The organism is Sulfurimonas autotrophica DSM 16294 (assembly GCF_000147355.1).
Classification (GTDB): Bacteria; Campylobacterota; Campylobacteria; order Campylobacterales; family Sulfurimonadaceae; genus Sulfurimonas; species Sulfurimonas autotrophica.
In genome coordinates this window covers 1250027-1276549 of the sequence record NC_014506.1, presented here as the reverse complement: position 1 = coordinate 1276549, position 26523 = coordinate 1250027, and the positions used below count along the sequence as shown (strand labels likewise).

Below are 26523 nucleotides of genomic sequence, written 5' to 3'. Positions count from 1 at the left end.
GAATTTAGTTTTGTTATTTAACAGTATAACATCAAAGAGACTAGAATATCATTGTAGACAGTTGTATTTCAGTCCTGCAAACAGCTCTTTATAGTTTTTAAATCATTTAGCGTGATTTTTTTTAGATGAGGGTTTCTTAAAAGGTATTGAGGATGATAAATTGGAATAAGTTTATACTCTTTGTAATCTATGACATGGCCTCTGACATTTTCAAAGTTTGTGTCCCCGGTGATGTGTGTGTAAGCATCTTCACCCAGGGTTACTATGACCTTGGGTTTTATGAAATCTAACTGGGAAAACAGATAGTTTTTACAAGAATTATATTCTGAGGGAGAAGGTTTGTTTGATTGAAGTGGTTTACATTTTACTGCATGCGTTAAGTAAATGTCATCTATGCTCAAATGTAAAACCTTTTCTATCATGTTTTTTAATGTTTCTCCAGACCGCCCGGCATAGTATGAGTTTGAACTGTCTTGTGCCTGGGATACACTATAGTCTATAATGACAAGCTTAGCATCTTTACTACCGTAGCCGCTCATACTTTGTGTTCTTGATTTGCTTAAATCACACAGGTGACATGAAGCTATATTTTGCGCTAATGCTTCAAGTGTATTTGGTTTTTCATAGTTTGTTTTATCGTTTACATTAAAGTGTTCTATGTACTCAAAACCCATTGCTTTTAAGCGGTATAGGTTTTGAAGTAAAACAAGATTTTGATAAGATTTCAATACTACCACCATTCATAAAATATTATATAAAGTATAGTAAAACTGCGGTTAAATTCTACTTTATGAGTGAAAAATATGTTATTATACATATTAGCATATGCACAAAGGCAAAGATTGTATGAAAAGCGATACCTTAAAGATTAATAATTTTACACTAAGCTCATCCGCTGAAGTTCCGAGTATAATGAATGAAATTGAGCTGTTGGTGAAAAATAAAGTATTGATTCATGTGGTCTCATATATACACAATACTGTACTGGTACAAAGCCTTGTGCGAGAAATTAATAAAGTAGTTCCTGATACAAAAATAGTGCTTCTAAAACATGATGATAAACAAAAAACTTCCGTAATAGTTTTTACTATAGATACAGACGATGTAGAACATATAAGTGATGAAGTTTTAAAAGAGTTGTATGTAGATCATTCAAATAAAAAATCTAATATACAAGAGTATAGGACAGAACTTTTTAAACGTTATTTTACGGACCATTTGACAAATCTTCCAAACTTATACCAACTTCGAAAAGACTTGGAAAATTGTGAAGAGTGTGGATTGATTCTTTTAAAAATTGATAACTTTCAGACAATTAATAATTTTTATGGTTTTGTGGTTGGGGATTATGTTTTAGAGTATGTTGGCAAGTATTTAAAAGAAGTACTTGTTCCTCATCAGGTTTATCGTTTGTCAGGTGCAGAGTATGCTATTATCATAGATGACAACCTTGGTTTTTATCATCTAAAAGCTTATTTAGCCGAATTATATGACAAAATAAAAAATATAAAAGTTGCCTATCAAGAAACTCAAATATTTGTTGATTTTACTCTGGCATCTTCATCAGACAGAATAAATAATAATATTTTTTCTAAAGTTTCTATGGCTTTGATGCATGCAAAGAAAAAAGGCGTACCTTATTGGATATATGAAGATAAAATGCATTTTGAAGATGAATATCATCGAAATTTACAGCTCTCTTATGTTGTCAGAGAAGCGGTGCAAAATGATAGAATTGTTCCCTATTTTCAAGCAATTCTTGATAATAAAACGAAACAAATTACAAAATATGAGTGCCTGGCAAGACTTATAGATGTAAATGAAAAAATTCTTTCTCCTCTTTTATTTATTCCTATTGCAAAAAATATTAAAATTTATAATGATGTGACCAAAACAATAGTAAATAAATCTTTTGCTGCCTTTGAAGAGAATGAGTTTGAGTTTAGTATTAACCTCTCTATTGAAGATATTATGAGCAGTGAAATATTTAATTTTATATTGGATAAACTGAAAAACTCCAGGGCTGCATCAAGAGTTACATTTGAGCTTTTAGAATCAGAAGCGGTACAGGATTTTAAAAGAGTAGACAGGTTTATCAGTGAAGTTGTCAGGTATGGTGCAAAAATTGCGATAGATGATTTTGGAAGCGGATATTCGAACTTTTCATATATAACGAAAATCAATGCCGATTATATAAAAATAGACGGCTCACTTATAGAAAATATAGATATAGATGAAGCTTCAGAAGTTGTTGTTGATACGATAGTTCAGTTTGCAAAAAAACTGGGTATTAAAACTATAGCAGAGTATGTTCATTCAAGCGTTGTAATGGATAAAGTATGTGAGTTGGGTATAGATTACTCGCAAGGGTTTTACATTGATGAACCATCTTTGAAATTAGAATCTGGAACATGTACTTGAAGAAAACGACTTATATAGCTATAGATAAAAGTATAATCAAAGAGAATGAAGCGTATGAGTTTCCACTCTTTGTAGCCTCCGAAACAGAAAATAAAATGCATCTTTTTAAAAGTGCAAATACGCCAATAATTAAAAGTGATATGGATAAACTCTCTTCGATTGAAGCATTATATATAAATGAACATCACCGGGCACATTATTTGAAGTATTATAATAGTATTGTAAAGCATGAGAAAAAAAAATATATTAGTTTTGAGCAAAAAGCAACAAGTGTATATAAAAAAGCTTCCGTAATTCTTGCAACACTCTTTGCCAATCCTGATGCAGTTGAGACATATAAAGCATCAAAAAATGTGGTTAACGAACTGGCAGACACAGTTTCAGATGATGATTTTGACATTGATTCAATAATTAATATTGCAGAGCATGAATATTCTATAATGACACATTCTATCAATGTTTCCATCTATGCGCTGAGTCTTGGTTCTCACCTTAAGTTGAATAAACCGAGATTGAAGGCATTAGGTGAAGCAGCATTGCTGCATGACATAGGAAAAAGTAAAATTAATCCTGAAATAGTTAATAAAGAGGGTAAACTTACTGATGAAGAGTTTGAAGAAATAAAAAAATATCCAATGTTAGGATATACCATAGGCATGAAACTTGGAATTAAAAATAAAGAAGTTTTATTTGGTATTAGATATCATCAAGAGAAAATGGACGGTTCGGGATACCCTTCAGGATTGAGAGGTGAAAACATTCCTTATGTAGCAAGAATTATAGCTGTTTGTGATGTTTTTGATGCTCTGACGAGTAAAAAAAGTTATAGAGAACCGATGGGTGCCTTTGAAGCCTTATTGCTTATGAAAACAAAAATGGGAAAACAGTTAGATGGTAAAATTTTAAATAATATGATTGAAATGTTTAAGTAGAAGAGGTATTATAGAGCAAAAGAGCTCTATAATATCAGAGGAGTTTAATTACTCAGTAACTTCTACGATTTCAGGAGTTGATTCCCAGATGCCATGTTTAGTACAGTAACCGTGTGCTACAAGGTTAAGTTTTTTCTTCATTGGTCTGATGTTGAATGTTACTTCAGCATGAGATTTTTCATTACCAAGAGTTCCCGGTACAAAAGTAGCTGTTGCTAATTTAGTGTCACCATCATAAAGAGTGATAGATTCGATATAGTGATCAAAATCATCCGGGTGAGTATATTCTTGACCCATTTTCACGTTTACTGCAAGCATTTCGCCTTTTTTAGCTACACCTGGTACTGTGATGAATGGTGAGTGACGATCAATAAGATCTTTTTTTGCTTCTCTTTCTACTGTGTCAATGTCAACATATTTGTTAATCTTTGGCATATTAAATTCCTTGTGTTTATTTTATTTAGCGGTATTGTAGTATAAAAACTTTTAGTATTATCATAAACAAGAGTATATTTCTCTTGTTTAAGATTTATTTAAAAATTGTTTACTAAAATTTGCGTTTTGAATAATAAGCGGATAAAAATATCCATAACCGAAATCTTTGTCTTTTACAACAATTCCTGTCGCATTTACGATATCTCCAACATGCGGTGGTGTTTTTTTCGTCGTAAATACTAAGTCATCCATATTTGAAAACCTGCTTGAATCTTCTACATGTACCCAGTTTAGTCCCATAATAGCTTGTGAAACTTTTGTTACTTTTCCTCTTACCGTTACCTGTTTTGTCGCATATGCATCACGATTTTTAAAAAGCCGTGCAATAGTGAGTGTTCCTTTTCTCTGATACTTCGAGTGCATAATGTCAGGTTTGACACTTAGGAGCTTTTGTGCCTGTGTTTGAACTGAGACGTCAGCAGCAAATAAAATATTCTCAAAGGTACGGTTGAGTGTCTTTGAATGAAAGTTTTTCATCCATCCCTGTTCACTGTATTGAATTGTTTGACCTACTTTTAGAGCTATTTGTGTCATAGCAATCCAATAGCTGCTTGTACCTTCTTTGACTTTTATGTAGGTATACCCGCCGCTATTAAGAGTTTCAAGTACTTTAGCCTCGTGCACAACAGACGCATAGAGTGAAAAACCAAGTATAAGTGAAAGTAGTATTTTTTTCATTATCATCCTTTTTATGTCTAATTTTAACAAGATTTTAACCAACAAACAGATAAAATCGCGTTAATTAATACATAAAGAGTCTAAATATGTTAAAACCATTACTAATTGAAATCGGTGTTGAAGAACTTCCGGCAGTTCCTCTTTTAAAAGAGATGAAAAATATTGAAAGAAAGTATGCCGATATTTTAGAAAAGTACTCTCTTTTGAGTGAATTTGAATTTTATTATACGCCCCGCCGTTTGGTAATGTGGCACAGAGAGTTTAAAACAGGTCAAGATGACAGTGCAGAAGAGTTTTTTGGCGCACCTTTGGCAGTCGCATATAAAGATGGTACTCCGACCAAAGCGGCTGAAGGTTTTGCACGTAAATGCGGCGTTAGTTTAGAGGAACTCAGCACGGCGAACAAAGGCGGTAAAGAGGTACTTTACTATAAAAAAGATGTTGCAGGAAAACCCTCAGCAGAATTACTTCCTGAGATTATATACAGTTGGCTAAAGTCACTTGACTTTGGCAAATCTATGCGCTGGGGCAGTCTGCATGAGAGTTTTATTCGTCCTATCAGATGGGTAAATGTGCAACTGGATGATACGCTTGTACCTATGTATATGTACGGGGTAGATTCTTCAAAAATTACCCGTGTGCATCGCATAGCAAACTTTAATCCTGTAGAAATCACAGGTGCAAAAGATTATTTTGAAACACTTAAAAATGGCGGTGTGACACTTTTTCAACAAGAAAGAGAAGAAAAAATACTCGGTGACATTAAGGCCATAGAAAAAGACAATAGTGTCAATGTTGAGATAGATGATGACCTTTTTGCAGAAGTTGTTGCTATTACTGAAAATCCTACAGCACTGCTTGGCTCGTTTGATGAAGCATTTTTACGACTGCCTCCTGAGGTTATTATCACATCAATGAAAGAGCATCAGCGTTATTTTCCTGTATTTAAAGATGGACAACTTGTGAACAAATTTGTAGTTGTTTCCAACGCGTTGAGTGATGATTTTTCTGAAGTTATAGCAGGAAATGAAAGAGTGCTTCGTCCTCGTTTAGCTGATGGACTTTTCTTTTATGACAATGACTTAAAAAATGGACTGAGTACCAAAGGACTTGAAAAAGTTGCTTTCTTTAAAGGTCTTGGAAGTGTTGCAGATAAAATTGAGCGTGAAGAAAAAATTGCCGATGCTTTATATGATATGTATCAGCCTGATGCTAAAAAAGAAGATTTAAACAGAGCCATAGAACTTGCAAAAGCTGACTTGATGAGTGAAATGGTATATGAATTTACAGAACTTCAAGGGCTTATGGGATACTACTATGCAAAAGAAGCAGGAGAAAATGATGCCGTAGCACTTGCTATAAAAGAGCAGTATCTTCCAGAGGGCGAAGAGAGTGAACTACCTTCTACTCCTTTAAGTGCAATCGTCGCTATGAGTATAAAACTTGACACATTACTCGGGCTGTTTAGTGTCAATGAAATACCGACAGGTTCACGTGACCCATTTGCCCTGCGTCGTGCAGTCAACGGCATTATCCGCATAGTGAATGAGTACGGTTTTGAATTTGACATCGTGAAAACGCTTAAAGAACTCTCTAAAAATTATGATGCAATTGATTTGGAAAAACTTGAAAACTTTATATTAGAACGTATCAGAAGATACTATAAAGTGAATCCGTCTATTATTGAAGCTGTTTTAGCATCAGATGAAAGAGAACTTCTTGCACTTGGCCGTAAAATAGCAGCACTCAATACTCTTGTAAATTCTGAAGGCTTTGATGAAGTGTCATCTACATTTAAGCGTGTAGCAAACATTACAAAAGACATCGATCTCAATGGTGACCTGAATGTAGATGAGAGTCTTTTTGAAGAAGAAGCAGAAAAAACACTCTATAAAAGATATAAAGAAGTGACTTCAAAAACATATGAGAGTTATGAAGAAGAGCTTGATGCGCTTCTTGGACTCAAACCTGAACTTGATTTGTTTTTTGATAGTGTTATGGTCAATGCAGAAGATGACAAAATCAAAAACAACCGTAAGGCATTAGTCGCTTCTATATATAAGAGCATACTCAACATTGCCGATATTAAAGAAGTAAGTATATAAATGTATGATATAGCCATAATTGGAGCCGGTATAAACGGCTGCAGCGTGGCATATGAATTTATAAAAGAAGGTAAAAGTGTTATTCTCTTTGATAAAGAGGGCATCGCAAGCGGCGGAAGCGGTGCCGCGGGTGCCTTTATATCTCCAAAATTTTCAAAAGCAGGTGAGCTCAAAGAGATGCTCCATGATGCATTTATCTACTCTTATGATTTTTATGATAAAAATTTCCCTCTAAACTTTAAAAAAGCACAACTTGTTCATTTAGCCAAAGATGAAGCAGATGATGAGGCTTTGCGCATTTATAAACAAAATACACAGCTCAATTTGCAAAATATTCCGGCTGATTTACAGCAACAATTGAGTGCAGAGGCAAAAAAAAGAGAAAATGTTTGTCTCAACGCGGGTGTCGTAGATGCGCAACGTGTTTGCAATGATATGTCCTGCGGTGCAAAACTTGTAAAAGAGAAAGTGGATACGCTTATATTTAATGATGATTTTTGGGTAATGAATGAAACCTACAGTGCAAAGAATGTTGTTTTAGCGACAGGTGCTTATGATATGGTTGTAAAAGAGCCCTATATTAAACTCCGCGGTGTTTGGGGACATCGTATAGATATTAAAACAACAACACAAAACCCTTGTTCTGTTCATCAATATGTTTCTATTTCACCTTCAAACAATAAAGGCGAGCTTGCTATAGGTGCTACGCATAATGTGCATTATCATCCCGAAAAAAATCAAGAGAGTTATGATGTAGAGCAGGGCAGAGCAGAGTTGTTAGAGAAAGCTGCACGAACGATGAATCTTGAAAATATAGAAGTCATAAAAGATTATACAGGACTGCGTTCAGGTTCATTTGATTATCTGCCGATGGTCGGTTCGTTGGTACTGTCTCAAGAAACGGTGCTTACATGTAAGGCTTCTTTACATGTAAAGAAGCCGGATTACTCAGAGTATGTTTATTATCCGAATCTTTATATGATAAACGGAAGCGGCGGATATGGTTTTGTTTTAGCACCATATCTGGCAAAAATACTGACAGAACATATTTTACATGGTAAAAAAATAAGTGAGAGAATCAGCCCGGCAAGATTTTTTGCTCGCTGGGCTAAAAAAAATAGTTAGATTTTCACTCTTTGTGGAGGGACTGTTTTAAAAATCTCTTTTACGGCATTTGCGCGGATTTCTCTGGCTTTTCCACCGGCAAAAGGTGAAAGGTAGTATGCCCTTTCTATACATTCATCCGGGTCATAATTGTTGTCATACATAAATACTACGTTTTTATCGAGTTTGTTGACATGTTCAGAGAGCGCTCTTACGTAAGCTATGATGGCTTTGTGGTGTCTGTCATATTTATTTCCCATGCCAAAAAATACAAACTTACCGCTGAGTCTGATGTTTGGAATATCTATATAATTTAACTGTTTGTCATAACGTGTAAGCTGTGTTGATGAGATCTTGTCCAGGTCAGCATCAAACTCTTCCAAAATAGGCGTCGGCTCAATATTTTCTCTGTTATAATTAAAAATATATCTGATTTCTACTAATTTGCCTTTGTAGTGTTCTTTAAAACCTGCATTGAGAACGTAATCTTTTGGGCTTTCATTCAAAGGAACAAACTTATCATATCTGTCAAATCCGTCTTCTTGTAAAAAACGGCTCATTTTATGGCCGACAGGGCTGACTTCTGGGTTGTATAAAAAAACGGTTCCTGCTACATGTTTACGTTTTTTTTTGAGCATATTCTCTAAATCATCAACGGTGATTTTTTCATCTTCGCTCTCATTTATGTACATGTACTGCTCAACCAAGTAGTCCATATCAAAGTTTGTAGAAAATTTTCCAAATACTTGCATTCATTATCCTGTTTGAAGTCTATCATTATTATTGGAATTATACTACAATTCTTACTATGATTTATATAGCTTTTTTAATTTTCACTTTTTTAATTCTAATTTTTGCTTTTTATCAATGGCAGTATTTTATGATTTTTAGACCTACGTATATTAAAGAGAGACGTTTATGCCAAAATTGTTCTATGCTTGGGGTAAAAACTGATGATGGTATAGAACTTGAAGGCGCAATCTATGAGCCTGCAAACCCAAAAAGTACTCTGCTTATGTTTGTCGGTCGGAGTCATGACGGCGTAGCACTTTTAAACAGACTTTCTCAAGTCTATCCAAAATCACGAATAGTGACATTTAACTACCGAGGTTACGGCAAAAGCGGTGGTGTCGCAAATGAGAAAAATATTTTACAAGATGGCCTTAAAATTGCCCGGCTGGTGCAGAAAAATTATGGTGATTTTTATCTTTTAGGTTATTCTTTAGGTTCTAGTGTTGCAGCTTTCGTTGCTTCAAAACATAAAGTATCAACTCTCTTTTTAATAGGTGCCTTTGATTCTATAGGACAGCTCTTACGATATAAATATGCCAAAATATCTTATATGGCAAAACTTTTACATTATAAATTTAAAACAATTCATTATATGGAAAGTGTAGAAGCAAAAACATATTTGTTTGTAAGCCGAGATGATGAACTTATTCCACTGCAAAATGCCAGAAATTTAAAAAAACATATAAAAAATTTAGTTCATTATGAAGAGTTTAATGGACTTTCACACACAGAACTGTTTTGGGATCCGCGTGTCATAAATAAAATTAATGAGGTTATAACATGAGTTTGGGATTTTTACTGAAAAAATTTGTTACATTCTTTGTAGAGCCTTTGGGTTTGGTTGTGACCTTGTTTGCAATTGGACTTTTTTTGTTACATGTAAAGAGAGTTCGCGCTGCTAAAATAATGCTTTCTTTAGGGTTGTTTTTACTGCTGTTATTTTCCTACCCGCCTTTTACAAATTTTTTGGTGCAAAATTTAGAAAATCAGTATCCGAAATTTGATTATACACAGAATGTAAAGTACATTCATGTTCTTGGGAACGGACACAATACAGATAAATCTCAGCCTATTTCTTCACAAATCAGTAGCGGAGGAACAAAAAGGGTACTAGAAGGTGTCATCATTCATAAAAGAATGCCTGGTTCTAAAATAATTTTTACAGGATATGAAGGAAAAACAGATACCCCAAATGCAGTAATGAATGCTAAGCTTGCCAATGCCCTTGGTATAAAATATGAAGATATGATAATTAACGGCAAGCCGACCGATACAAAAGAAGAAGCACTGTTTACGAAAACTCTTGTGGGCAATGAGTCATTTATACTGGTGACATCTGCAACACATATGCCGCGTGCTATGATGCTTTTTACATCTTTAGGTATGCATCCTATCCCTGCGCCGACAAATTATTATAAAAGTGAATTCAGAGGATATTTACGAGCACCAGATCCAGGTTGTTTTTTTATATCCAGTATTGCTATACATGAGTATTTAGGAATACTCTGGGCGAAACTAAAATCATAGAACTTATAAAAGTTTTTTCATAAGTTCTATATGATAGCTTTCCTGATAATTAATAAAATCAAAGAATTTTGAAAGCTCTTCATCTTTAATAGCATCACTGAGTTCTTTGCACATTACTTTTGCTGCTTCTTCTTCTGCTATACCGTCTTTGACAAATTGGTTTAAATCTTTGACGACATAGGTCATGGTATGGAGTTCTCTCGGAAGAGCCAAAATGCCGAGTTTTGCCATCATATTGCCAAATGATTTAAGGTGAAAGTGTGATTCGTCAACAAGATCTTGAAAAACGTTGAAATGGAGTACATCTTTTGTTCTGGCCTGCATATAGGCATAGATTAAAATAAGTTCATACTCTTTGTATGATTCTTCAAATAAAAAAAGTGTGAGTGCATCAATCTGTTCTTGTGCAAGATTTTTATCGTCCCATTTTCTTTGCATATTAAAGGCAGTCACTTCTTTATTATTTGCACTATCTTTTAAAACTTGAGAGAGATATTCCAAAAGGTAGGCGTCATCAGTTTTGATACGCTCTCCTAAAATATTTTCAGGGTAAAACTTTTGTATTGCTTTGATTTCTTCTTGGAGTGCTTCAATGATTTCAAAAACTGTGTTACGTTTGAACAAAACCATATCTCTGTCATAGTTATAATCTTCACCATTTTCCAATGCTTCTTGACCCAGCCACTTCATGTGACGAAATGCAATTTGAGAAAAATCATATAACCGAGATTTAATTTCTTCATTATTTACTGCAAATGATGCAAAAAGTATAGAGAGCCACAGTTCATGTTTTTCTTGATATGTCTTATTCATTTTCTTCATCCTTTGGCATTGCAGTTGATTCACAACTTTCTTTCATTTTAAATACATGTAACTCTTCATCTTCGCCGTTTTGTCTATTTTCATAATTTTTAAGTGATGCTAAAAAAGCCGTAAATACAATGTCTGCGCAAATCTGCTGTTGCGGCGAGAGTTGCCCCAGTTTATCATGCATTTTTTCTACAGCGGTATTTGCATACTCTGTGTCATTACCTTTTATCATTTGTGTAAACATTGAGCCGATAACTACTGTGTCTTGACAACCGTTTGTTGCAAATTTGACATCTTTTATAATGTCGCCGTCAAGTTTTGTATAAAAGATGACATACTCTTTTGTTTTTTCATCCAAAGCAACACCGACACCGTCTGCATCATCTAATTTTCCATAATTTTGTGGATTCATTAAATGCTCTAATACTTCAGGATTGAGCCCTTCAGGCATTTTTACATTTTCAAACATAATTACTCTCTTTTAAAATATTTATAATATAGATAAGTGTAACGAAAAAAGCATAAATTTACTCTTGAAAGTCAATCTCTTCCATTACACTTTCAGTAAAAAGATAATCAGTTTTTTTTGCTATTTGATGGCACTTGATACATGATTTTATTTTCCCCTCAAACCAGACGGTCGTTCCTGTTTTATCATATGCTCCGTACCACCAGTCATTGTTTTGAGGAGTTAATATGTAATTGTTGAGAGATAAAGTCCGTTGGCTGGGGCCGGTTTTATTTTGTAGTTGTTACTGCAGTTGAGTTGTTCTTGTATTTGTTGTGCATTGAGCGATAAAAGTGCACCGACCATTAATCTTATTTGACTTCGTAAAAATCCGTTTGCCTGAAAATTTAATACAACATAATCTTTATATTTGTATGCAAAGGCTTTATAGATGATTCTTGTTGTAGATTTTACCTCACTGCCTGTCTTCATAAACTGTTTAAAATCATGTTTACCGACAAAAAGAGCTATATTCTCTTGTATGTTTTCAAAATTTATATCCTTTAAAAAAGTCACAAAATCTTTTTCAAAGGGATTGCTTTGCGTCGTTTTTATGATGTAGCGATAGGTCCTTTTTTTGGCGCTGTATCTTGCATGAAAATCATCACTTACCGGTCTGATTCTCTTTACATGTAAAGCGTCATTGAGCATTTCATTGAGGACTCTTTTGAGTTTTTGTGTATCTTCCCAATATGGAGGCAGGTCGATATGGCAGACTTGCATTGTCGCATGCACTCCTTTGTCTGTTCGTCCGCTTGCGATTACTTTTTGCTCAATACCGAGTTTTTTTAAAACATTTTCAAGCTCGCCAAGAACCGTTTTTGATGTCTCTTTTTGTGTTTGCGAACCAAAGAAATGTGTGCCGTTATAAGCTAAATGTAGTGCTACTCTCATCTGTTTAAAACTTGTTTACAATGGTTTTTCTATAGAAAATATAGGTAGCGATAAGCCATGAAAGAGTGACAACTAAAATAGTATAGTATTGAAACATTTTTTCTAAACCAATAGTCATTCCATAGTATAAAACTATAGTTAAAAAGAGGTATAAATAGACTTTAGACTTTTGATGTCTGACCTGGACTATGCCGATGCTCGCAATTAAAAAAAGTGTTATCATAGGAAAAAGACTTAAGAGGGTGTCTTTAATAAGAACATGCTTCTTTCTGCCTGCATTCTCTTTTGAGAGCCAATATTGCAGAGGTTGTTTATAAGTTGTCAGATCCGCTTTGAGTGTATCATTTATAAGCATTGCTTTAAAATTGACTTGAGAAAACTTATTTGTAGAGTAACTGTAACCCTCACCGTCCATAAGTTTCAGGCGTAAAATACCTGCGTCGTTGATGACTGTTGCTCTTTTAGCAGCTATAAGTATCTCTTCATTTTCTTGTTTTTTGTTAAATAAAAATACTTTTGAGAAAGTACCATCTTTATCTTTTTCCCCGATATATAAAAGCCAGTCGCCAAAACTGTTTCCAAACTCACTGGCCGCAAGGTTGAACTTTGCTTCACTTTTTTTATAAGAGAGAAAGTTTTTTGATAAAACTGTTGTATGAGGAGAAACAACCAAAAAGTCAAAGGCTAAAAGCAGACTTAAAATAAATGCCGGTTTGAAAAAAGTTTTTACAATAAAGCCCGGCTCAATGCCCAATGCAAAAATAACAATGATTTCGTTGTCATTTGAGAGCTTAAATAATGAGAGCGTAGCCGCAATAAAAAAGGTAATTGGCAGGGTATAAAAAAGAATCTCAGGTAAAACAAAAAGGTAGAGTTTCCCCATTTCCCAAATACTGAGTTGAATTACAGCAGTGTAGGTGGAAAGTTTAATCAAAAATATGACCGATGCTATAACAAACAGCGGTAAAAAGATAGACATAAAAAGGGCAGAAAAGTTATTGAGTATATATTTTTGTAATCTTTGCATTAGTAGTTGGCCTGTATAAAACTTAGGATTTGGGAGTCATAAATATAGACTATAAATGTAGCAAGAGCTAAAAAGGGAACAAAAGGAACACGCTGTTCCTCTTTTGATTTATTTAAAACGAACAGCATAACAGGAAGCGCTAAGAGTGCTGAGAGAAAAATGGCAAAAAGACCAAGTTTTACACCAAGAAGTGCACCCATTGTAGCCGCAACCATAATGTCACCTTCTCCCATAGCTTCTATAAAAGGCGTTCTGTCATAGTGTTTGTTCCAAGATGTTTTTGTTTTTAATCCGGCTTTATAGACCGAAGATGTTAGGTAATATGAAAGTGCAAAACGCAGAAGTGTAAAACCACCTGCAAAGAGCAAAGCATTTTCAAGATTTATAATGACTCCATTTATGCTCCATGCACCCATAATAGCGAAGAAAATTGCCAAAAGGTTGAGTGAGTCGGGTATCATTTTATATCTAAAATCTATAACCGAAAGGGCTAAAAGCATTAAAAAACTTAGTGCTATAAAAAATGCCGGAAACTCTAAACCGAATTTATTGGCTATGACGACAAAAATAAATCCTGAGAGCAGTTCAACAAGAGGGTACTGCATAGAAATACTACTTTTACAGTAAGCGCACTTGCCTCGTAAGAGAAGCCATGAAAGCAGAGGAATATTGTGCCATGGCTTTAGCTTTTTACCACAAGATGTGCAGTGTGAAGCATCAAAAACAACACTCTCACCTTTTGGTATACGAAGAATAACAACATTTAAAAATGAACCAAAAAGTAAACCTATAATAAAAGCTATGCCAAGTTCCATCATTTGAGACCGCCAAATCGTCTTTCGACTTTTGTAAATTTATGTATGATTTTTTCAAGCTCTTTACATGTAAAGTCAGGCCAGAGCGTGTCTGTAAAAAAAAGTTCTGCATATGCTGACTGCCATAGCAGAAAGTTGGAGAGTCTTTTGTCTCCTCCTGTGCGAATCAATAAATCCACGTCTTGTTTGCAATCAAGTGCATTATTAAGCATTTCTACTGTGATGTTTTCATCATGCTTTTTTAAAGAATTGACCGCACGAAGAATTTCATCTTGTGAGCCATAGTTAAGCGCGAGACTTTGAACAAGACCGTCACAGTGGGCAGTTTTTTCTTCAACCATTTGTATCGTCTTTTGCAATGATTTTGAAAAGGCCCGTATATCGCCGATAGCTTCAAATTTGACATTATTTTGTAAGTATGAAAGAAGCTCGTCTTTGAGGTACTTTTCTAAAAGTTTCATCAAAAATTCAACTTCAAGACGCGGTCTTTTCCAGTTTTCTGTTGAAAATGCATAGAGTGTCAAGCGCTCTATATCTTCATCATTTGAGCAGTAGGTTGTGATTTCTTTGACCACTTTTGCACCTGCCTCATGCCCTTTGACTCGTTTTTTGCCTTGCAGTTCTGCCCAGCGGCCGTTGCCATCCATGATAATAGCAATATGTTTGGCTTTGTTCATCATCTACTCTTGAAGTTCTTTTGCATTTTTTACTATTTCAAATGAAACACTCAGTTTATCATCTCTAGGCAAGAGGACATCTTTGTGTGCTGTAATAAATTCGATTTCATTGTCATCACTGCCAAAGCTTTGCGCATTGTCTAAAATATTTAAACAAACTCCGTCAAGCCCTTTTTTCTGAAGCATTTCTTTGGCATTTTCTTTTGCTTTGTCTTTGTCTATTTCAGCTTTAAAACCTATGACTGTTATACCTTCTTTATCAATAGAACTTAATATATCTATATTCTTTTTAAGGCCCAATTCCCATTTTTCACCTAAATTCTCTTTTTTGAGCTTGGAATCTTGTGGAAATTCAGGAACATAGTCACTCACAGCTGCCGCCATAAAGAGATAAGGTTTCTTTTGGATTACATGTATATGTTCATCTCGAACAAGTGTAGGTTTTGAGAGCTTGCCTTTTTTTGCAATGCGTATAGAATCTACCAGATACTCAAGCATTTCCTCTGAATCTTCGACTTCTATTTTATGCATATTTACAGGTAAATCACTGTCAAATTTTGTCGCAATGAGGTTTACATCCGCACCTTTTAAGTAAAGTGCAGTTGCTAGTGCAGATGCCATTTTTCCACTTGAAAAATTTGAAATATAACGCACTTCATCTATCTTCTCAATAGTACCACCGCCCGTAACTATAACGCGTCTATGCTCCCAAAACTCTTCTTTGAGCAGCTCACGGCAAGTTTGATAAAAAATGTCTAATGGCTCAGCCATAGCACCGTCACCGACTGTTTTACAGGCAAGTTCTTTTGTCTGAGTCTCTAAAATAGTATAGTTTGAAATTCCAAGCATCTTCAGATTTGCCTGTGTTATGGGATTTTCAAGCATATTTGTATTTGCTGAAGGAGCTAAAATTTTCATACCGCTAAATGCAAGAGCACACTGCAATAGCATGTTATCAGCAATGGCATTGGCAAGTTTTGCAATTGTATTTGCAGTCGCAGGCGCAATGACCATAATATCTGCCCATTCTGTTGTTTGAATATGATTATGTTCATTTGCCCAAGATTCATTCGTATCATCAAGAACTTGATTGGAAGTGAGTGTTTCAAATGTAAGCGGAGCTATGAATTTTTTTGCACTTTGGCTCATCACGACTTTTACTTCTGCTCCTGCTTTAACGAAGTTTCTAACGAGTTCAAGTGTTTTATATATAGCAATAGAACCTGTCACTGCAAGGAGGATTTTTTTATCTTTTATTAAATCATTTGGTATATTCATTGAAAAATCTTTATTTTTTCTTGTATTTTATCCAAATATACTTAGAAATAATAAAGAAGCCTTATTTATTCATTAAGCTATGGAGTTGTATACTATAAAAAAAGGGGGATATTATGAATCATAATGAACAGATGAAAGAGTACTATAAAAGGTGTGATATCGGCCTAATAAAGGGGCACTTAAAGGAGTTGCTCACAAAAGCCAAAGAGGAAATAAAACAGATAAAAGTTGAAGATATTGACTTGGAAAATATGGTTTTGATTGATGTCAGAGAAGCCGATGAATTTGCCAGTGGTGTCATACCCGCTAAGTCTATTTTTACTATTCCAAGAGGTAAAATTGAATTTGCCGTTGATGACAAGCTCGTTAATTTGAGTGATCATCAAATAGTTTGCTATTGCCTTAAGGGTGCCAGAGGGCTAATGGCTGCTAAAACATTAAAAGATTTAGGTTTTAGTAATGTTGTAAACCTTGAAGGCGGAATAGAGAGCTGGGTAAATGCAGGTAAAGAGATTAAAAACTATCTTGGTTATTTTACTCTTTGTACAAACACCACTTTTAAGTAGTCGCTTTCTTTAAACTTCTCTGCCACGCGAAAATCTTTTGGCAGAGAGTAACTCTCTTGCACTTTGTATTTTATTTTTAACTCTTTAAAAGCTTTGTCTATAAAGCCTCGAAAAGTCATCATACTAAAGTTAGCAGCATTGGTGGAAGCGACGATAATGCCGCCGCTATTTGTTATTTGTATGACTTCTTTGAGGAGTTTTACATAGTCTTTGCTTGCACTGAATGTATGTTTTTTTGAACGTGCAAAACTTGGTGGATCCACGACAACCATATCAAAAAGAAGTTTTTTTCTCACGGCATACTTGAAGTATAAAAAGACATCTTCAACAACGATATTTTGTTTTTCTAAGTCAATATTGTTAATGCTGAATTGTTCTTTTGTTTTAGGCAGGCTTCTTTTTGCCAAATCTACACTTGTTGTACTTTTTGCACCGCCAAGGGCTGCAAATACAGAAAATGCACCGGTGTATGAAAAGGTGTTGAGCACGGTTTTGTCTTTCGCATATTTGTCACGAATGGCTTTTCTTACATCTCTTTGGTCTAAAAATACCCCGACCATCGCTCCATCATCCAAATAAATTGCAAATTTGGCACCATTTTCCTTTACATGTAAAGGCCGTGGTGCTTCTTTGCCGCAAACAAAGTCATTGTTATCATCAAGATATCTGCCTTTTGTATCAAAACGCTTTTTTTGATAGATGCCTTTAAAATCGACACTTTGTTTAAAAGCTTCAAGTATCATCTCTTTTAGCTCATATATTCCTATGCTGTACCAGGTAAAAAGATAATACCCTTCAAAATAATCAATACTCAAGCCGCCGATTCCGTCACCTTCGCCGTTTAAAACTCTAAAGGCAGTTGTTTGCTCGTTAGCAAAAAAATCTTTTCTGTAGGCTAGGGCGGCTTTTATTTTATGTTTGAAAAAATCTGTGTCTATTGCTTCATCTGCTTTGCGTGAAAGTACCCAGCTTTGGCCTTTGTTTTGAAGACCGTAATAGCCTTTGGCAATAAAGTTTTTTTTCTTGTCAATTAGCCTGAGTATGGAACCTTCTTGTGTTATTGTACTCCAATCTTCAACGCATTCTTTAGATATAAGAGGGTAGCCGTTTTTTATCTGCTCTATAAAGTCGGATTTGAGTGTGAGATCTATTTCATTTTGCATTTTTGTCTCTCAAGTTTGTCATAGAGGGTAAGCATATTTTTATAGTCTTGATGCAATGTCGTGTCTATCAAAAATTCTTCTCCCTCTAGTATACCAAGTGCTTTATCTACCTGCTCTTTTGTAAAAACATCATATAAAGCCTCTTCATAATCTTCAAAATCAAGCTCCATCTCTTTGAGTCTAGCCAGCTCTACAACAAGATGACCAAGTTGGTTTGTACCGTACTCTAACAGTTCAAGCGCTTCATCATACTCGCCTAAACGCAAAAGAATTTGTGCTTTAAACTCAGCCATAGTGAAATTTTGCTCAAAAATTACGCCGATGTACTTTTCAACATTGAGTGAATCTTCTAAAGATTCAATATTTAGCATAATTTCCTGCGGGTCATATTTTGTAAAGTTTAAAACCATATCACGGATGAGTTTTCCGTTGTTTTTGTTGTTATAAATCAAATCATCGATGGGGTAAACCTCCGAAACACCCGGTACAATGATTTGGCATGAGTAAAAGCCCAAATAATCATACTCTCTGACATAAAATTCTTTGTCCATTTTTTTGAGAATGTCTGTGAGATAGTTGTATTCATCTTGTATTGCGTTGCCTGCATAACTAACAGGTGTATACTCAAAACTTTTTTTGGCACTTAAAAAAGGAAGTCCGAGTTTGCCGTTTGAATCTACAAAGTGCGACTCAAGGTTAAAGCTGTCCGCAACAAGACTCATATCAAATGTAGGCACTTCAAAATTGTCAAGATTCTCTAACGAGCGTCCCTGCATAAGCTCCGTCATAGTTCTCTCAAGTGCAACTTCTAAAATAGGGTGTGCACCAAAAGAAACAAATAGGGTTGCATTTTCTGGATTTATAAGCGAGATGGCAGTCACTGGAAACTCTCCGCCAAGAGAAGCATCAAGTACCTCTATTTTGTAGCCGAGTTTTTGCAACGCCTGTACATCTTCATACACTTTTGGGAAACTTTTTACGACTGCATCAGGGAATTTTGGCAGAGCATACCCGTTTTTTATGATGGCAATTTTCGCATATCTCTCAAATATTTCACTTAATGCCTGCACTCTTGCCTCAAGTGGTGTATTCCCCGTTGCCAAACCATTACTCACGTAGAGATTGCTCAAAATATTTAGCGGAATAGGAACACGCTCCTGAGTGGATTGCTTGATGAAAGGCAGAGCAACAATTTTGTCCTCATAGTCGCTATTAAAGTCTACTAAGTCTTCAGGTGACAAATTGCCTTCAGAGTTGTAAACGGACATCAGTTCATCACTGAGATATTCTTCGTGAAAATCCAATGCAGCTTCATCAGGATAATATTTTTTATTTGGCAGATGAAAATCTATAAAAAAGTTATTTGTCTGTAAACGTTCAATGTATTCACCTAAAGCACTTGCCATGGAAGCATCACTGAGCACGCCTTTGCCGTTAGAGTAAATATGTCTCGGGGCTTCTTTTGAGCTGAGATTCACTGAGTAGCAGTGTGAGAGAGGATTTTTTTGTTCTTGAAAAACTGTTTCGCACCCTACATCAGATAAAACGGCTTTCATGGCAGATATAGACTGTTGAAGCGGAGCCTCTTTAGATAGAAAATTCATTAAATATTTGTCCCTGAGTTATTTATTGCAATTATATCCAATTTGCTTAAGTTAAAGCTTCTTTGTATTTGGTAAGTTTTTCTTCAAACTTCATACTTGCATGTGCGGGAGAGGTTGAAGGAAGCAGAATCTTTTCAATATCTAAATCTTTGTATTTTTTGTTAAAAATCTGCTCCGCTTTTTTGCCTGTAAATAAAATAGTTTTGATGTTTGGGTATTCATTTAAAATCTTTTCAAAATCATTGACTTCAATATTTTTAAGGTTTGTATCACTGGAGTTGTTTGCTTCACGCTGCAGGCTTGCAGCACTGTCAAAAAGGGCGATATGATATTTTTTGCATAGTGCAATTTTATCTTCTTTGGTTTGTATACTTTCACCAAAAATCTGATTCAAAATTTGCCAGAATTGGTTACGTGGATGCGCATAGTAAAAACCCTCTTCAAAAGATTTTATACTCGGAAATGAACCAAGAATAAGCACTTTTGAATCAGGAAATATCACGGGTTCAATAGTATGGTGTTGTATCATATTCTTAATATTTTTCACTTGGGTTAGTACTTGACTTAGTTTCAGACTGCGTCATTTTCGATAAAACTGATTGCATTTGCTGTAACTCTTTTCCAAAATTAGCCCAATCATTTTTTTGCAAGGAATTTAAAGCATTATTATAATGTTTAAGAGCTTTGCGGGCTTCAATAGAAAGCACATTTATTCCTCTTATATGTTTGCCTGTTGATTGTTGGGGATTCATCATCTGATCAGTAGTAACACCAAATACAGCTTTAAGTGCTTCATCAAGTGTTTTTCTCATTTTCACTTTTTCTTTAAATGCCACAATAACTCTTTTCAATTGGGGAATTTGACCTTCTTCTGACTGCAGGTACACAGGTTCTACATAAATAAATGAATTTTTTATAGGAATAACCAGCTGATTGCCTTTGATAACCTTTGAACCTTGCTGACCCCAAAGAGTCAGTTCAGCGGAGATGTCCGGCTGCTGATTGATTCTGGCTTGAATTTGCATCGGCCCGTAAATAAGCTTGTCTTTAGGCAGAGTATAAACAATTAGTTGACCATAATTTTGGGCATCACAGCGAGCACATAGCCATGCATTCATATTGTCCTTTTTTGAAGGAGTAAGCGGTATCATTAAAATAAATTCTTCATTTTTTGTATCCGGTAAACGCATAATAATATAATAAGGGAACATTTTTTCTTTTCCGTAACTGTATGTTGCGTCTGGAATTTCCCAGTAATCTTCCTGATTGTAAAATACCTTTGGGTCGGTCATATGATATACATTGTACATTTTAGTTTGAATATTGAACAGATCTGTTGGATAGCGGATATGCTCTTTTAGAGAGTGAGGCATGTCACTAAAAGGCTTGAACAGTTTAGGATATATTTTTTCATACGTTTGAACAAGCGGATCTTTTGGGTTAATAACATAAAGTGAAACATCTCCGTTATAAGCATTAATTACAATTTTTACGGAGTTGTTAATGTAATTAATCCCTCTTTCCATCGGGTTTTGATAGAGCGGTTCCGAATAGGGGAACATATTGCTTGTGGTGTATGCATCTTGTATCCAGTAGAGGCTGCCATCTTTGCCAACAACCGGATAAGGCTGAGTATCAAAAGAAAGAAACGGAGCAAGCGTTGCAACACGTTGCCTAATATTTCGGTAAAACATAATACGACTTTGGTCGGTAAGATAACCTGTCAAAAGAATATTGATGTCAGAAAACTTCCAGGCATATACCAGACGCCTCAAAAGAGAAGAAATCTGTACTCCTCCTTTTCCTGCATAAGAGGCATAAACATTGTCATCCCCTTTAGGATAATCAAATTCTTTGGCTTTTGTGTTTACCAAAACGAACTGCTTCGTTTTTTCACCGTAATAGATAGCCATTTGCTTAATATTTAGGTTAACGGATGTCACAGGGGGAATGTCTTTTACAATAAAATTAGGCATTCCATTGGGAGTGATTTCATTGACAGGGTTCATCACAACACCATATCCGTGGGTATAAATCAAATGGTTGTTTACCCAGGTTTGTGCCCGTGCAGGAATTGCTGATTCAGGTAACTCTCTGGCTCCCATTACAACTTCGGTGTATTTATGAAAATGATAACGGTCAACCAGTACACTATTAAAATTATAATACAAACGAATCTCCTGCAATTGTTTGTAGGTCTGTATTAAAGGTCTGCGGTCCCATAAGCGAATATTTTTAATAGTATTATGGTTCTCCAAGATATCTTTATAAGTAATATTCTGATCAACAGAAAAAGGTTTAACCTTGATTTTATTTAAACCGAAAGCTGCACGTGTAAATTTTATATTATTTAAGATATAAGGTGTTTCTTTTGTCAGCTCATTGGGTTTTACGATATATTTCTCAATCATTACCGGATAGATCGACACAAATCCTACCCAAACTAAAACCCATATTCCTAAGGCAGAAACAATAATTTTTATTTTTTTATAAAAAGGATAAAAAAATAAAAGTAGCGTCATAATCAAACTAATCACAAGAATAGTCCAATAAGCTGGAATCTGTGCATGAACGTCCATATAAGAAGGTCCATACGCAACACCATTAGAAGAATATAAAAGATTATATAACTTTATAAAATAGTGTGCAGAAACGCCCAATGCAAAAAAGGCGGACAGTTGGATTAAATGGTTTTTTGCCTTCGCGGCAATGTTGAATTTTCTAGCAGTATAATTAAATGCATTATCAATGTAATAAGAGAATAAAACAGAAATAGAAGTAATTATAACCATAAAAAGATACCAACTTACAACAAATTGATACACCGGAAGAGTAAAAATATAAAATCCTGCATCTTTTTTAAAAATAGGTTCTTTCAAATGAAAAGAAGACGGATAGATAAACTTTAAAAATTCATTCCAATCTGCAGAGCCGTAAGAACCCATAAAAATAGCAAAAAAGAAGATAACAATAGCCCAGAACCAAGTAATTGTTTTTCTCTGAAATAGTCGTAAAATTTGTTGTCTCGGGTCATCCTCTGCAAGCGGAATGTTATTTCTGCTTTGGCTTCCTCTATGATATGCAAAATAAATGTTGATGCCTGAAAAGACAATGAAAATAAAGAAGAATATAGTAAATAATGAGATCTTAGTTAGGAGAATAGTATCAAATACAGAATCATATCCCATGTTCTTAAACCAAAGCCAGTCGCCATAATAATTAAAAAACAAGCCAAACAGGTAAATAATAAAAATTGTAAGAGTCGTAATAATAATTGGTTTATTTAAGTTTTTCATAATTTTAGTTTCCTTTAATTAACATCATTTTTGTTTTCTAGTAGTGTATTTTTTAAAGCCTTATAAATTGCGCCCATAAAACTATCTCTTTTGGCTTTGAGTGGGAGAGGGCGGCAGGCTTTTAGTACGCCGTAACCCAGACGCGCCATCAGTACGCCATTTACTATGCCCTGTGAAGCGGAAGAGGAAGCTTTGGCTATAAGTGAGTTGTGCATAGTTTCGTTTGCATACTCTTGTGCAAGTTCTGTTGCACCTGCAAAGAAGACATTGAAAGCACCGTGTTTGAGCAGGACTACGGTAGAGTAGACACTTGGTTTGTAGCCATATAAAACGGCTATCTCTTTTGTGAGTAAAAAACTGCGCCAGATGATTATCATCGCATCAAGCAAGGCAAGAGGAGAGATGGCTGTAGAAATGGCAGCTTGGATGGAAGCGTTTTTGATTTTTTCTTTTGCTTTTGTGTCGATGAGGCTGAGTACCTCTTTGTCAAGGTCATCATATATCTCATAATAATCATATGAATTGTTGATGCTGTTTTGCAAGACTTCTATCTTTGTCAGGATTTTTTCATTCGTGTAATTTTTTGCATATCTATCAAGCAGTTTTCTTGTCATCGGGATGATTTGTTTGTTAGGATTTTCTTTTTGCAGGGCATAAAAATTCTGCATCTTTTTTGCATTTTTGAGTGCTTTTATATCTTTGTAGTTTTTGTAGCTAAAGAGTCCGAGTGAGAGTGTTAAAAGTGTGAGCCCGATGAGATAGAACATATCTAAGAGTGATTTACTTTGGTAGAGTGACTCTAGATTTTGCAGCGCATCTACTGTGAGTGCGATAAACAAAAAAGTGATGAGCGTAACGAGGATGCCACTTAGAGAGCCTAAAAATCTTATGCTTTTTTGAAGAAAGTTTCTTTTTTCTTCGAGTTGCGTTTGGGAAAGTTCTAAGCTTTGCTCTTCTATCTCTACACCGCCTTTAGGCTCAGCAACAAAAGGTTTCAGGGTTTCTTGTTGTTGTGACGCGCTTTCTTTTACTTTTTGGCTGAATGGTTTGATACTCATAACAGATCTCCTATGAGTTTTCTAATGACTCTGTCCATATTAATATGCGCAAGGGATTCATTTTCTCGGTATGGCTTTTTAGGTGGCAGAAAGTTCTTATAGCCGTATTTACTTGTGTCAAATTCTGCTTTACTTGGGAAGCGTATGGGCATTTTGCCGGGGTAAAGGTCATGCATCTCGCCGTCTTCTTCTAAAATACCGCGGATAAAAGAGAGAGTTTGTCCTTCGTACTTCTTCTCTATTGTTACGGTGGATTTTAAAGCGGCAACTATCTGGGTATTTGTTTTGATATGTGAGATGTCGAGTTCTTTTTGCAGGTCGTCTATCATATCTACTAAAAGTGCGCTGAAGTTGGCGTGCTGTGAAGCTGCGACCTGGTCTGCTTTTGTAGCACAAAAGAGAACTTTTTTGATACTTGGGCTAAACCACTGTGACAAAAAGTTTTTGTTTTTGTGCTCATAAAGTGCGAGCATACTTTTGAGTCCGTTTTTCATATCACTGTAACAATCATAGCCGTTTTGCAAAGCTTCAAGAACATCCACCAACACAACTTGCCGCTCAAAACCTTTGAAATGCTCAAGCTGTATATCTTTGACGATTTCTTTGACATATCTGTTGTAGCGTTTCTCATAACTCTTAAAAAGCTCTTTTGCTGCGTTTGGAGGCAAGGGAGCAAAAACAAGTATCGGGTCATTTGCCAAATCAGAGGGCATGATGAATCTTCCCGGTGTGAGTTGGGAGTAGTGATTTTTTTTGAGATGGATGAGAAGTTCTTTATACTTGTTATGTAATTTTAGCTCAACTTCTTGTGTATTTATTTTGGCGGTCAGCGAATCCAGTGTTGCTAGATATGCTCTTGCTTTGTCATCATCTACACTGTGAAGCCAGAGCATAGTTTTTTGTGACCATTTTTTATAGTTCATCTCGAGTAATGCCAAATCAAGCAGCCATTCGCCTGGATAATCAATGAGCTCTATTTCAAAGGTAGAGTTGCCTAAAAATGCAAAGCGGCTTTTTGTCTCTATCTCCAAAACTGTATGGGTGATTTCATCTGTTCCTTTTGTCCATCTGTGTTCTTGTTTGAGCTGATGTATAAGAGTGTAGTAGTCAAATCGTTTTGCATTTGCCAAAGGCGGTTTGATAGTTGTCTTAAAAGGCGGATAAGAGGCTGTGACACCGAGGATTTTATCTTGATATAAAAGCTGATCGATGAGTGAAGTGATGAAGACGGTTTTGCCCGAGCGGCTCAGTCCTGTGATGGCGATTTTAACGGAGTTTGAGCTTAATGAAATGTTGGGTAAATTAAGCAGATTTTTTAAAATTTCAGTTGCCATACAGTACCTCTTTATTTGTCTAGTATATCATCATTTTAGTATACTATAACTAATAAAGAGAAATATTTGGCTAGTGTTTCCCAAAAAACTTATAATAAAAGTCTTTTACAAGGCGCATTTTTGTTCGGCTTAGGACGAGGTTTCCGCTTTTTATTTCTCCGCTTGTAACCGTTGTTCCTGCTGCTATCATTACATCATCTTCTATAATGACTGGTGCTACAAGCTGAGAGTCACTGCCTATGAAAACATTTTTCCCTATGAGTGTTTTGTATTTTTTGACACCGTCGTAGTTACATGTAATGGTTCCTGCGCCTATGTTTGTGCCTTCATCTATCTCGGCATCGCCCAAGTAACTTAAATGACCTGCTTTTACACCTTTGAGTGTTGATTTTTTTACTTCAACGAAATTACCGATGTGTGTGTCTTCTATGTTTGAAAGTGGTCTTAAATGAGCCATCGGTCCGCAGTCTGAGTTTTTCATAATGCTGTCTTCTACAACGCTTCCGGCTTTTATGTGTGAGCTTATTATTTTACTCTCTCCTGTAATGCGGCAGCCGTTTTCTACTGTGCATTCACCCTCAAATGTCACGCCTTCTTCTATATAGATGGTCGAGGGAAGCTGCATGCTCACACCTTCTTGCATCCATTTTGTGCGAATTCTATTCTGCATTATATTTTCTGCATCTGCAAGGTCTTTTTTGGAGTTGACACCTTTGAAATACTCTTCATCTACAAGCAAAGGAACGATGCTGCACTCGTCTTCATTTGCCATCGCTATAATATCGGTAAGATAGTATTCCTGTTGCGCATTGGCATTATTTAAATCAGGAATGTATCGCTCTAAAATCACTTTTGAAAAGGCATATACTCCTGCATTGACTGTTGTGACATTAAGCTCTGCATCATCAGCATCTTTTTGTTCTACAATGTATTCAACATGATTGTTTCGTATAATGACGCGACCGTAACCGTTAGGGTCCTCTAAATCAAATATACTCATAATGATGTCCGCGTCCATTTCTAAAAAACCTTCAAGCGACTCTGCGGTAATAAGCGGCATATCTCCGTTTAAAACAAGAACTTTTTCATTTTTTGGGCTGACATTTTTTAGTGCGCCGCCGGTTCCGGGAAAGTTCTGCGCATCTTGTATAACAAAATTTATATCATCAAAATATTTATGCATTTCATCAATAACAGCTTCTTTTTGGTGGGCAACTACTACTGTAATATCATCAGAAATTTTACGGGATTCTTTTATAATGTGGTAGAGCATAGGTTTCCCGCTGATCGTGTGTAAAACTTTTGCCTTTGATGATTTCATACGGCTGCCTTTTCCGGCTGCTAAAATTATAATACTTATATTTTCTTTTTTCATTACTGCTCTTTGGTTATTTTAATGCGTAATGTTACCATTATTTAATTATAAAGTGTATAATTCC

26 protein-coding genes are annotated in these 26523 nt (G+C 35.4%); 7 read left to right on the top strand and 19 right to left on the bottom strand.

The window, feature by feature from the left end; all coding sequences use genetic code 11:
* Positions 1-68: 68 nt before the first annotated feature.
* Positions 69-737, bottom strand: coding sequence for a uracil-DNA glycosylase (locus tag SAUT_RS06585; RefSeq protein WP_245534131.1), 669 nt, complete (start codon positions 735-737; stop codon positions 69-71).
* 109 nt (positions 738-846) lie between these two features.
* On the opposite strand from SAUT_RS06585, the gene SAUT_RS06580 reads away from it, so the two are divergent.
* Positions 847-2421 (top strand): EAL domain-containing protein, encoded by a 1575-nt coding sequence (locus SAUT_RS06580; protein WP_013327100.1) that lies wholly within the window; start codon positions 847-849, stop codon positions 2419-2421.
* Positions 2418-3353, top strand: a complete 936-nt coding sequence (locus SAUT_RS06575; protein WP_013327099.1) for an HD-GYP domain-containing protein — start codon at positions 2418-2420, stop codon at positions 3351-3353. Before SAUT_RS06580 ends, SAUT_RS06575 begins: the two co-directional genes overlap by 4 nt.
* A 48-nt stretch (positions 3354-3401) precedes the next feature.
* On the opposite strand, the gene SAUT_RS06570 is transcribed toward SAUT_RS06575, so the two are convergent.
* Entirely contained in the window at positions 3402-3788 is a 387-nt protein-coding gene (locus SAUT_RS06570; protein ID WP_013327098.1) for a class II SORL domain-containing protein, read from the bottom strand.
* 87 nt (positions 3789-3875) lie between these two features.
* Positions 3876-4526, bottom strand: a complete 651-nt coding sequence (locus SAUT_RS06565; protein WP_013327097.1) for a hypothetical protein — start codon at positions 4524-4526, stop codon at positions 3876-3878.
* An 86-nt stretch (positions 4527-4612) separates the two neighbouring features.
* Here SAUT_RS06565 and glyS point away from each other — a divergent pair, with 86 nt between their 5' ends.
* Positions 4613-6631 (top strand): glycine--tRNA ligase subunit beta, encoded by a 2019-nt coding sequence (gene glyS, locus SAUT_RS06560; RefSeq protein ID WP_013327096.1) that lies wholly within the window; start codon positions 4613-4615, stop codon positions 6629-6631.
* Entirely contained in the window at positions 6632-7756 is a 1125-nt protein-coding gene (locus SAUT_RS06555) for an NAD(P)/FAD-dependent oxidoreductase (protein ID WP_013327095.1), read from the top strand.
* On the opposite strand, the gene SAUT_RS06550 is transcribed toward SAUT_RS06555, so the two are convergent.
* Positions 7753-8487, bottom strand: coding sequence for a hypothetical protein (locus SAUT_RS06550; protein ID WP_013327094.1), 735 nt, complete (start codon positions 8485-8487; stop codon positions 7753-7755). The genes SAUT_RS06555 and SAUT_RS06550 overlap by 4 nt on opposite strands.
* Before the next feature lie 128 nt (positions 8488-8615).
* On the opposite strand from SAUT_RS06550, the gene SAUT_RS06545 reads away from it, so the two are divergent.
* Positions 8616-9311: an alpha/beta hydrolase gene (locus SAUT_RS06545; protein WP_245534092.1), complete on the top strand. Its 696-nt coding sequence runs from the start codon at positions 8616-8618 to the stop codon at positions 9309-9311.
* Positions 9308-10054: an ElyC/SanA/YdcF family protein gene (locus SAUT_RS06540; protein WP_013327092.1), complete on the top strand. Its 747-nt coding sequence runs from the start codon at positions 9308-9310 to the stop codon at positions 10052-10054. Before SAUT_RS06545 ends, SAUT_RS06540 begins: the two co-directional genes overlap by 4 nt.
* Before the next feature lie 3 nt (positions 10055-10057).
* On the opposite strand, the gene SAUT_RS06535 is transcribed toward SAUT_RS06540, so the two are convergent.
* From SAUT_RS06535 to coaBC, 8 genes are read right to left on the bottom strand one after another with little or no spacing between them, the layout of a single operon-like run.
* A complete protein-coding gene (locus SAUT_RS06535; RefSeq protein ID WP_013327091.1) occupies positions 10058-10867 on the bottom strand; it encodes a ferritin family protein in 810 nt (269 codons plus the stop codon).
* Positions 10860-11333, bottom strand: a complete 474-nt coding sequence (locus SAUT_RS06530) for an iron-sulfur cluster assembly scaffold protein (RefSeq protein WP_013327090.1) — start codon at positions 11331-11333, stop codon at positions 10860-10862. The genes SAUT_RS06535 and SAUT_RS06530 overlap by 8 nt, the downstream gene beginning before the upstream one ends.
* Before the next feature lie 58 nt (positions 11334-11391).
* Complete coding sequence (locus SAUT_RS11655; RefSeq protein ID WP_148218543.1) at positions 11392-11562, bottom strand: cytochrome P460 family protein; 171 nt, start codon at positions 11560-11562, stop codon at positions 11392-11394.
* The gene (gene truA, locus SAUT_RS06525) at positions 11556-12266 is read right to left on the bottom strand and encodes a tRNA pseudouridine(38-40) synthase TruA (RefSeq protein WP_013327089.1); all 711 of its coding nucleotides are present in this window, start codon (positions 12264-12266) and stop codon (positions 11556-11558) included. Before truA ends, SAUT_RS11655 begins: the two co-directional genes overlap by 7 nt.
* 4 nt (positions 12267-12270) lie before the next feature.
* A complete protein-coding gene (locus SAUT_RS06520) occupies positions 12271-13293 on the bottom strand; it encodes an LptF/LptG family permease (protein WP_013327088.1) in 1023 nt (340 codons plus the stop codon).
* Positions 13293-14111 carry a prepilin peptidase gene (locus tag SAUT_RS06515; RefSeq protein WP_013327087.1) on the bottom strand — a complete coding sequence of 273 codons (819 nt, stop codon included), beginning with the start codon at positions 14109-14111 and terminating at the stop codon, positions 13293-13295. Before SAUT_RS06515 ends, SAUT_RS06520 begins: the two co-directional genes overlap by 1 nt.
* A complete protein-coding gene (locus SAUT_RS06510; RefSeq protein ID WP_013327086.1) occupies positions 14108-14785 on the bottom strand; it encodes a di-trans,poly-cis-decaprenylcistransferase in 678 nt (225 codons plus the stop codon). Before SAUT_RS06510 ends, SAUT_RS06515 begins: the two co-directional genes overlap by 4 nt.
* Before the next feature lie 3 nt (positions 14786-14788).
* Positions 14789-16063 carry a bifunctional phosphopantothenoylcysteine decarboxylase/phosphopantothenate--cysteine ligase CoaBC gene (gene coaBC / locus SAUT_RS06505; RefSeq protein ID WP_013327085.1) on the bottom strand — a complete coding sequence of 425 codons (1275 nt, stop codon included), beginning with the start codon at positions 16061-16063 and terminating at the stop codon, positions 14789-14791.
* A 113-nt stretch (positions 16064-16176) separates the two neighbouring features.
* On the opposite strand from coaBC, the gene SAUT_RS06500 reads away from it, so the two are divergent.
* Complete coding sequence (locus SAUT_RS06500; protein ID WP_013327084.1) at positions 16177-16629, top strand: rhodanese-like domain-containing protein; 453 nt, start codon at positions 16177-16179, stop codon at positions 16627-16629.
* Here the strand turns inward: SAUT_RS06500 and SAUT_RS06495 are convergent.
* The 7 genes from SAUT_RS06495 to glmU form a co-directional block, all read right to left on the bottom strand.
* Positions 16593-17792: a class I SAM-dependent rRNA methyltransferase gene (locus SAUT_RS06495; RefSeq protein WP_013327083.1), complete on the bottom strand. Its 1200-nt coding sequence runs from the start codon at positions 17790-17792 to the stop codon at positions 16593-16595. The genes SAUT_RS06500 and SAUT_RS06495 overlap by 37 nt on opposite strands.
* Complete coding sequence (locus SAUT_RS06490) at positions 17777-19396, bottom strand: YcaO-like family protein (RefSeq protein ID WP_013327082.1); 1620 nt, start codon at positions 19394-19396, stop codon at positions 17777-17779. The genes SAUT_RS06495 and SAUT_RS06490 overlap by 16 nt, the downstream gene beginning before the upstream one ends.
* Before the next feature lie 46 nt (positions 19397-19442).
* On the bottom strand, positions 19443-19925 hold the full coding sequence (locus SAUT_RS06485; RefSeq protein WP_013327081.1) for a DNA-deoxyinosine glycosylase: 483 nt from the start codon (positions 19923-19925) through the stop codon (positions 19443-19445).
* Positions 19926-19929: 4 nt separating this feature from the next.
* On the bottom strand, positions 19930-22692 hold the full coding sequence (locus SAUT_RS06480; protein ID WP_013327080.1) for a UPF0182 family membrane protein: 2763 nt from the start codon (positions 22690-22692) through the stop codon (positions 19930-19932).
* A 14-nt stretch (positions 22693-22706) separates the two neighbouring features.
* The gene (locus tag SAUT_RS06475) at positions 22707-23750 is read right to left on the bottom strand and encodes a TIGR01620 family protein (protein ID WP_013327079.1); all 1044 of its coding nucleotides are present in this window, start codon (positions 23748-23750) and stop codon (positions 22707-22709) included.
* Positions 23747-25084, bottom strand: a complete 1338-nt coding sequence (locus SAUT_RS06470; protein ID WP_013327078.1) for a YcjX family GTP-binding protein — start codon at positions 25082-25084, stop codon at positions 23747-23749. Before SAUT_RS06470 ends, SAUT_RS06475 begins: the two co-directional genes overlap by 4 nt.
* 70 nt (positions 25085-25154) lie before the next feature.
* Positions 25155-26459 carry a bifunctional UDP-N-acetylglucosamine diphosphorylase/glucosamine-1-phosphate N-acetyltransferase GlmU gene (gene glmU / locus SAUT_RS06465; RefSeq protein ID WP_013327077.1) on the bottom strand — a complete coding sequence of 435 codons (1305 nt, stop codon included), beginning with the start codon at positions 26457-26459 and terminating at the stop codon, positions 25155-25157.
* Between the last annotated feature and the right edge of the window lie 64 nt (positions 26460-26523).

Coding starts and splice junctions, on each gene's coding strand:
- SAUT_RS06580 (WP_013327100.1), top strand. CDS start 847: ATGAAAAGCGATACCTTAAAGATTAATAATTTTACACTAAGCTCATCC.
- SAUT_RS06570 (WP_013327098.1), bottom strand. CDS start 3,788: ATGCCAAAGATTAACAAATATGTTGACATTGACACAGTAGAAAGAGAA.
- SAUT_RS06565 (WP_013327097.1), bottom strand. CDS start 4,526: ATGAAAAAAATACTACTTTCACTTATACTTGGTTTTTCACTCTATGCG.
- glyS (WP_013327096.1), top strand. CDS start 4,613: ATGTTAAAACCATTACTAATTGAAATCGGTGTTGAAGAACTTCCGGCA.
- SAUT_RS06555 (WP_013327095.1), top strand. CDS start 6,632: ATGTATGATATAGCCATAATTGGAGCCGGTATAAACGGCTGCAGCGTG.
- SAUT_RS06550 (WP_013327094.1), bottom strand. CDS start 8,487: ATGCAAGTATTTGGAAAATTTTCTACAAACTTTGATATGGACTACTTG.
- SAUT_RS06545 (WP_245534092.1), top strand. CDS start 8,616: ATGATTTTTAGACCTACGTATATTAAAGAGAGACGTTTATGCCAAAAT.
- SAUT_RS06540 (WP_013327092.1), top strand. CDS start 9,308: ATGAGTTTGGGATTTTTACTGAAAAAATTTGTTACATTCTTTGTAGAG.
- SAUT_RS06535 (WP_013327091.1), bottom strand. CDS start 10,867: ATGAATAAGACATATCAAGAAAAACATGAACTGTGGCTCTCTATACTT.
- SAUT_RS06530 (WP_013327090.1), bottom strand. CDS start 11,333: ATGTTTGAAAATGTAAAAATGCCTGAAGGGCTCAATCCTGAAGTATTA.
- truA (WP_013327089.1), bottom strand. CDS start 12,266: ATGAGAGTAGCACTACATTTAGCTTATAACGGCACACATTTCTTTGGT.
- SAUT_RS06520 (WP_013327088.1), bottom strand. CDS start 13,293: ATGCAAAGATTACAAAAATATATACTCAATAACTTTTCTGCCCTTTTT.
- SAUT_RS06515 (WP_013327087.1), bottom strand. CDS start 14,111: ATGATGGAACTTGGCATAGCTTTTATTATAGGTTTACTTTTTGGTTCA.
- SAUT_RS06510 (WP_013327086.1), bottom strand. CDS start 14,785: ATGAACAAAGCCAAACATATTGCTATTATCATGGATGGCAACGGCCGC.
- coaBC (WP_013327085.1), bottom strand. CDS start 16,063: ATGAATATACCAAATGATTTAATAAAAGATAAAAAAATCCTCCTTGCA.
- SAUT_RS06500 (WP_013327084.1), top strand. CDS start 16,177: ATGAATCATAATGAACAGATGAAAGAGTACTATAAAAGGTGTGATATC.
- SAUT_RS06495 (WP_013327083.1), bottom strand. CDS start 17,792: ATGCAAAATGAAATAGATCTCACACTCAAATCCGACTTTATAGAGCAG.
- SAUT_RS06490 (WP_013327082.1), bottom strand. CDS start 19,396: ATGAATTTTCTATCTAAAGAGGCTCCGCTTCAACAGTCTATATCTGCC.
- SAUT_RS06485 (WP_013327081.1), bottom strand. CDS start 19,925: ATGATACAACACCATACTATTGAACCCGTGATATTTCCTGATTCAAAA.
- SAUT_RS06480 (WP_013327080.1), bottom strand. CDS start 22,692: ATGAAAAACTTAAATAAACCAATTATTATTACGACTCTTACAATTTTT.
- SAUT_RS06475 (WP_013327079.1), bottom strand. CDS start 23,750: ATGAGTATCAAACCATTCAGCCAAAAAGTAAAAGAAAGCGCGTCACAA.
- SAUT_RS06470 (WP_013327078.1), bottom strand. CDS start 25,084: ATGGCAACTGAAATTTTAAAAAATCTGCTTAATTTACCCAACATTTCA.
- glmU (WP_013327077.1), bottom strand. CDS start 26,459: ATGAAAAAAGAAAATATAAGTATTATAATTTTAGCAGCCGGAAAAGGC.